The 5,116-nt window shown below is 59.3% G+C and carries 5 protein-coding genes; all 5 read right to left on the reverse strand.

Annotated elements, in window-relative coordinates:
- On the reverse strand, positions 1-1,517 hold a 1,517-nt coding region (gene tnpC / locus GGD62_RS40390), incomplete at its 3' end, for an IS66 family transposase (protein WP_183714813.1).
- Between the two features lie 74 nt (positions 1,518-1,591).
- Positions 1,592-1,936: an IS66 family insertion sequence element accessory protein TnpB gene (gene tnpB / locus GGD62_RS40395; protein ID WP_092262361.1), complete on the reverse strand. Its 345-nt coding sequence runs from the start codon at positions 1,934-1,936 to the stop codon at positions 1,592-1,594.
- Positions 1,933-2,280, reverse strand: a complete 348-nt coding sequence (locus GGD62_RS40400; RefSeq protein WP_246800582.1) for a transposase — start codon at positions 2,278-2,280, stop codon at positions 1,933-1,935. The genes tnpB and GGD62_RS40400 overlap by 4 nt, the downstream gene beginning before the upstream one ends.
- A gap of 901 nt (positions 2,281-3,181) precedes the next feature.
- Positions 3,182-3,601, reverse strand: coding sequence for a hypothetical protein (locus GGD62_RS40405; RefSeq protein WP_183714820.1), 420 nt, complete (start codon positions 3,599-3,601; stop codon positions 3,182-3,184).
- A 27-nt stretch (positions 3,602-3,628) separates the two neighbouring features.
- Positions 3,629-3,901, reverse strand: coding sequence for a DUF2188 domain-containing protein (locus GGD62_RS40410; RefSeq protein WP_312014344.1), 273 nt, complete (start codon positions 3,899-3,901; stop codon positions 3,629-3,631).
- Between the last annotated feature and the right edge of the window lie 1,215 nt (positions 3,902-5,116).

Here is a 5,116-nt window from a genome sequence, read left to right on the forward strand (position 1 = left end):
GCGCCGCAGTCCGCCGTCTTGCGACGCCAACCAGAAATGCCTTGAATTCTAGGGAGATAGGCAGATGGGTAGTATGAAGCACCCTCGTCGCTGCCCGCGAAGAGGCTATTCTTTCTCGTAATTGTCTGTGGCCGGATGGCGCGCTCGACGATGTTGGAGTCGAGCTCAATGCGGCCATCGGTCAGGAAGTGTTCGAAGATGGCACGGCGCGAGACGGCATAGCGGATCGCCTCGGCGAGTTTTGATTTGCCGGAGATCCGCCGCAGGGTGTGCTGCCAGAGATCAAAGAGATCTGCGACGACCGCCGCGGAGGCTTGCTGGCGCGCGGCAACGCGTTCGTCGGGACTTTGACCGCGCACGGTCTTCTCGACCTGCCAGAGCTTTGCCATCCGTTCGACCGTCGTCGTTGCCACTTTCGAGCTTCCTGCAACATGCAGCTCGTAGAACTTGCGCCTGCTGTGTGACCAGCAGCCAGCCAATGTGATGCCGTCATTGTCACGATCGGGTTGCGCCAACTTGTTATAGGCGGCGTATCCATCAACCTGCAGGATGCCGCGATAACCATTGAGATGCCGGGCCGCGCATTCGCCGGCGCGGCTATCTTCGAAGCGATACGCCACCATCGGCGGAACGCTGCGGCCAAAGGTTCGGTCATCTCGGGCATAGGCCCATAAGTAGGCCGTCTTCGTCGATCCGGAGCCGGGAGCGAGGGTCGGCAAGGTGGTTTCGTCGGCAAAGATCCGATCCGCCTTCTTGACCTCGCTGAAGATGTAGTCGGCCACGATCTCAAGCTCGAAGCCGAGCTTGCCCATCCATTGCGCCATCAGCTGTCGGTCAAGTTCGACTTGGTCGCGCGCGTAGATGGCTTCCTGCCGGTAGAGCGGCTGGCCATCGGCGTACTTGGAGACGGCGATCTGGGCCAGAAGGGCTTCGGTCGGAATGCCACCCTCGATGATGTGGGCTGGGGCCGGCGCCTGGATCACGCCGTCCTCGTTCTTGAAGGCATACTTGGGACGGCGCGTGACGATCACACGGAACTTGGCGGGCTCCACATCCAGACGCTCCGACACGTCCTCGCCGATCAGCACCTTCTGCTTGCTGGCATGCTCAGCCAACGCTTCCGGCTCAATGACAACCTCGATCCGTTCCAGATGGGACGCAAAGCCCTTGCGCCGACGAGGTGCGCGTTTGCCATCCGCACGCTCGCGGCCCTTGTTGACCTGTGCCCTGATCGCAGCAATGCCGGTCTCGATCTCCTCGAAGGCAAAGGCCTGCTGTTCGTCATCGATGCTCGCAGAGCCGAGCTTCTCCGATCGTCGGCCGAACCGGGCGCGGTCAAAAGCCTTCAGGATCTGCGTCAGCCGCGCGATGCGCGCATCGGCATCGGCGTTGCGGGCCTTGAGATCGTCGACCTCGCTCTCCAGAGCATCGACACGGGCCGCCTTCTCGGCCATGGCATGCACCATGGCCTTCAGCATCTCTACGTCATTCGGGAGGTCAAGATCGGGGGGCGTCATTGACCTGACCAGAGCACATTTTGCTCCGGTTCTCTCGTCCGTTCAGGCGGTTGATTCACTTCGCCGCAGCGCTTTTACCCAACAATCTCCGGCGGCCTGACCGGCACAGCCCGGACCCGCTTCCAGTCCATCCCATCCACCAGTGCCATCAACTGCGCGGAGGTGAGCTGCACCCGATGATGCCCGATCCGCGGCCAGCAGAACTTCGCCTTTTCAAGACGTTTCAAATAGAGGCACACGCCGGAGCCATCCCACCATACGATCTTGATTCTGTCGGCTCTTTTGGCCCGGAACACATAAAGCGCCCCATCGAACGGATCTGAGCCGGCATCGCGCACAAGCGCAACAAGACCATCGATGCCCTTCCGGAAGTCGACGGGATGGCTGGCGAGGAACACCTTCACACCAGAGGGGATCATGCCGATCGGACCGCCCGGATCACCCGCTGCAAGTGTGCCTCGTCGACATCGACGCCGGCGCGCACGACCATCTCGCCAACGGCTATCTCGATCACTGCGTCTGACATGCACGTCACCGCGGCTTCGCGACTCGAAGGCCGCGACAGGTAGGTTCTTTCGGCCCGAGCATCGCGACGCCAGGCGAAGAGCTGCGAGGGGTGAATGCCGATCCGATGGGCGATCCCCGATACACTCGCGCCAGGCTCCTGCGCCTCTGCCACGACTTGTGCCTTGAACTCATCCGACCAGCGTCGGCGAAGCTGTCGCGGCGCCCCCTCAAGACGCTCGGCGACCGCTTCGATCATATGGAAGGTTCTAGTTTCAGAACTAGGCGCAGACATAGAAGCTCACATCGGCTCACAGACTCCGCAGCCGATAGCCGATCGCTCATCCACTCCGCCAGATGGGGTCTCTTTGCCGCTTACGGTCCAGCCGCGCCCGGAACAGGTCATTCGATCCCGTCGTCTTGTGCTTCTTCGGCCGCATCGTCCCCTCCGATGCACCCACAGAATCATGGCCTGCCGCAAAAGGGAATCACAAACGAATTTGCAGGGTTTGGCGGCCTCGACCTCCCAAACCCTGCAATCTCAAACCGTCTCAAATCCGAAAAACAGACTCCCGCTCAATCGCTTAGAGTCTTGTTCACGGGCGACTCCGTAATGCGGGTCGAGGCCGTCGAGCAAATTGGCTGGATTCCGACACAAAGCGTAACCGAGGACTTCCTGCTCACGCTGAAGCTCGCGGAAAGCGGCTGGCAAACCGTGTACCTTAGGCTCACACTAGCCCACGGGTTCGCGTCTTCCGCATCGCCCGAGAGGACTTCGCCGCTCGGTCAATCAGCCTCGTGTCCCACAGGCCAACGCCCCCGCGCCTGATGAGCCTGGGCATGGTGCCGTCCTCAACCCACTTGTCGAATGTGGACGGAGACACCCCGACGTAGAACGCTGCGTCTTCACGGCGCAATCCCCGGCGAGGGCGCGTGAACGCAGATTGATTGGAGCTTTCCGTTCTGACCATCGGCAGACCTTCAGGGGCGACAAACATCAGCCCTGTAGTCGCACGGATTTTCGGAAGCTGTCTATTAAATAGCCTCTGCGTTCGCTGCGCGGCCAGGCACCGGTCTGCTAAATTCCAAGACCCGGTTGTTCTAGGGCTTAGGCTTTATGATAACACTGCCGGTGATTGCGCCCGCAGGCCTCCCTAAGCTTATTGCAGAGACGCTCCAGTCCGGGCCCACTTCTCTTTCCGAGCCGGAAGATCGCGCAGCATTCTTCGGGGTTCATCTGCGAATCGAGCATTCTGCGGTTCGCGCTCTGCATCTTCGATGATCCTTTGGAATAACTGTTTCCAACCAAAATCAGACAATCGGTCCTCGACGAAGTATTCGAGGCAAGCCCGAAACCTCACAGATTGCCCGACAATTCCAAATACCACCAACCCAGGCTCACTCAACCATTGCTTCAACGCTTGCAGTTGTTCTTGTCCGTTTAATAAGAGCACATCGTCGCCGTCGTAGATCAGAGATGCGACGAGACTCGCAATCTCGTCTTGTAAGTTCCGGGCCCTGCCTGTCTTACCACTCGAGAGAATTGCCAGCAACGGGGCCATAGCTTTCACTTGATTCACTTGTGTACATCCGTTGTCCAGCGCGGTTTAACCTGATGGGTACGGGTCGCGCCCATATACCCACTCGCTTCTGAACCTTTTGTCGTGGCCTTGGACTATAACCTCCGCGTCGTTTCCTGCCTGCCCCTGCTTGTGGGCGCTTTCCACTGCGACACCGATGGCCTCTTGCTCAGTGGCATATGGGCCGGAGTACACATCCTTGAGCGAAACAGCCCATTGACCCTTGTGGCGCGTGACGAAGTATTGAACCCCGGTCATCGGCATAACCTCTGGTGAACACCACCCGCGCGGATCATCCATGGTAGAAGTTAGCGGCACGTGACTCGGCGTCCGTGCATACAAAAGGCGCTGTCCCTACCACGCGCCGCTAACTTCAACGCAGCCAGCCTTCGCGAGCAGCACAAGCTGGCGGTGATTATATCGTCCCGGAAAATCAGCGGCACAACTACCAGGAGTGGTCAGCGCCTCAGCCATCCTACCCCCACCTGCTTGGCATTCAATCCTTCCACTTTAGAACCTCACGTATGCGCGCAGCGATCTTCCCTGCCTCTTCTGGACGAAGGCTGGGTTTCAAGTTGTCGAGTTATGCGTAGCACGGCGTGAGCCTCCGCGGCATTAAACGTCGCGACTTGGCGATCTGCTTGGCTCAAAGACTGATCGTTCGCACGGGCCTGATTGGCTGCAAGTACCGCGACCGCAGTGAGGTGATGTGCCGCTCGAATGCGTGCATCCGCTGGCCTGTGCTACCCTGTAAGGTGGAATCGCAAGCGATGGTGGCAAGCCCGTGCCCTGCAGACGGGCTAACCACCTTTGCTCCCGAGAGGCTCAAACTCTCAAGGGTGCTACCAAGTAGTATCGTCGAGAAGTAACCGGGGCACCTATCAAAATTGGTGGGAACGAGAATACAAGATAGTGCGAGCTTGCTCAGCGCGGTCGAGTTACATTCAGACTTGAAACACGGCACGGTCTATGGAAGCCGCAGATGGCGAAGTGGTTTTTACAAAACTCACCTAGGGGTGGCTCAGATCGCTCCGACTGGGAAGGATTTTGCGGTCACGTTTGGCGGTGAGACATTGGGGCGCTATGCTTCGCCAGCCTCAGCGGCCGAAGACTTGGCGAACGGAACATGCTCTTGGCCTTCGGCCGGAGACCCATCAAACCTAGGCATACCGGCCAACAGCCAGTGGCAGCGCGTGCGTTGACTTACGCTCCTGAGGGGCCTCGCCCTTGGTGATCAACGCCTGCTTGGATCATCCAGGGTAGAAGTTAGCGGGCACGTGACTCGGCGCCCCATGCGAATAAAGACGCTGTTCTTACCACGCACCGCTAACTTCAACGCCGCCAGCCTCCACGGCGGAAGAAGCTGACGGTAGGATACATCCATCAGAAAAAGCCGTGGCACAACTACCAGAACCGGTTGTCCCGCCACGTCCGCACTGCCAACTGAGGTTAGCGGTGATGGGACTCGGCGCTGGCCATCCTGGCGTCATTGCGCTGTCCCATGCTGTTAACCAC

This window comes from Bradyrhizobium sp. ERR14, assembly GCF_014198235.1.
Classification (GTDB): Bacteria; Pseudomonadota; Alphaproteobacteria; order Rhizobiales; family Xanthobacteraceae; genus Bradyrhizobium.